We start from the raw sequence: 1,489 nt of genomic DNA on the forward strand, positions 1-1,489 counted from the left end.
GGAAGTCGCCCGGCGGCGGCGCCCGCGTTGGTGACCACGATGTCGAACGCCGCCCCGGGCCCGCCCGCCACCGACAGCGCGGCGGCCCGGCCCTCGGGCGTGGTGATGTCCGCCGCCACGGCCAGCACGATCGGCTGCGGGTGCTTGTGCGCCAGCGTGGCCGACTCGTTGGCCGCCGCGGCCAGCAGCTGCGCCGCGGCCTGGTCCAGCGCCTCGGCGTTGCGGGCGTTGATCACCACATTCACGCCCTCGCGCACCAGCGCCTCGGCGCAGCCATACCCCAATCCCTTGCTGGCGCCGCACACCAACGCCCATTTACCGGCAATACCCAGGTCCATAGTCTCCTTTCACGGCCGGTCGTCCGGCCCGTTGCGAATCACACCAAGAGGCACCGAAGGCGCCCTGCTTCCGGTGCGCCAGCGATCGAAGGACCATGATACGAAGCGCGACGCGCCAGCGCCGGGCAAGGGGAATGCGCGGCGCCAGGCACTGGCTCCGCAGGACGTCAGCCCGCGGGCTTGCGCGCCGCCATGCGGGTGAAGACGAAGATGCCCGTGAGCACCAGCGCCGTGCCCGACGCCACCCACAGCGTGAACGGCTCGTCCAGCAGCCACACCCCCATCAGGATCGTGGACAGCGGCCCCACCATGCCGGCCTGCGCGGCCAGGCCCGCGCCCACGCGCTCGATGGCCATCATCACCAGCAGCACCGGCACCGCCGTGCACAGCGTGGCGTTCAGCAACGACAGCCACAGCACCTCGGGCGCCACCACCGCCGCGCCCAGCGGCCGCAGCACCGCGAACTGCAGCAGGCAGCACACGCACGCCACCGTGGTCGCCAGGCCCACCAGGCGCAGCGAGCCGATGCGCTTGACCATCTCGCCGCTGTACACCAGATAGACCGCATAGCTCACGGCCGACAGGAACACCAGCAGCACCCCCCAGGCCACGTACGCGCCCTGCAGGCCCGCCTCGTGCCCGAACACCAGCACCACGCCGCAGTAACTGATCGCCATGCCCAGCATCTGCCCCCAGCGGATGCTGCGGCGATACAGCACCCAGCACAGCACCACCACCAGGGTGGGGTTGAGGTACAGGATCAGCCGCTCCAGGCTGGCGCTGATGTAGGCCAGCCCGGCGAAGTCGAGAAAGCTCGCCAGGTAGTAGCCCGTGAACCCCAGCCACGCCACGCCCGCCCAGTCGCGGCGCGTGAGCGGCGCCTTGCCCCGGCTGGCCCACCACGCCATGGCCGCGAAGATCGGCAGCGCGAACAGCATGCGGTACATGATGAGCGTGACCGCGTCCACGCCGTGGCGATAGGCCAGCTTGACGATGATGGCCTTGCCGCTGAAGGCGATGGCGCCGACCAGGGCGAGCGCCATGCCGGCGGCCACGCCGGCATTCGGCGCGGGCAAAGGCCCCGAGGGCTGCACTGGAACGGAAGCGGACGCTTCGACGGCAGGAGCCGTGGAGCGCGCGGTATCGGGGGG

At 71.3% G+C, this 1,489-nt stretch carries 1 protein-coding gene and 1 pseudogene; both read right to left on the minus strand.

Annotated elements, in window-relative coordinates; genetic code table 11:
• Window positions 1-338 (minus strand): annotated as a pseudogene (locus AC27IO_RS24130) (SDR family NAD(P)-dependent oxidoreductase); the annotation flags it as partial.
• 167 nt (window positions 339-505) lie between these two features.
• A complete protein-coding gene (locus tag AC27IO_RS24135; protein ID WP_498741200.1) occupies window positions 506-1,381 on the minus strand; it encodes a DMT family transporter in 876 nt (291 codons plus the stop codon).
• Window positions 1,382-1,489 lie beyond the last annotated feature (108 nt).

It is taken from the genome of Acidovorax sp. KNOB132, from assembly GCF_057541515.1.

Coding starts and splice junctions, on each gene's coding strand:
- AC27IO_RS24135 (WP_498741200.1), bottom strand. CDS start 1,381: ATGGCGCTCGCCCTGGTCGGCGCCATCGCCTTCAGCGGCAAGGCCATC.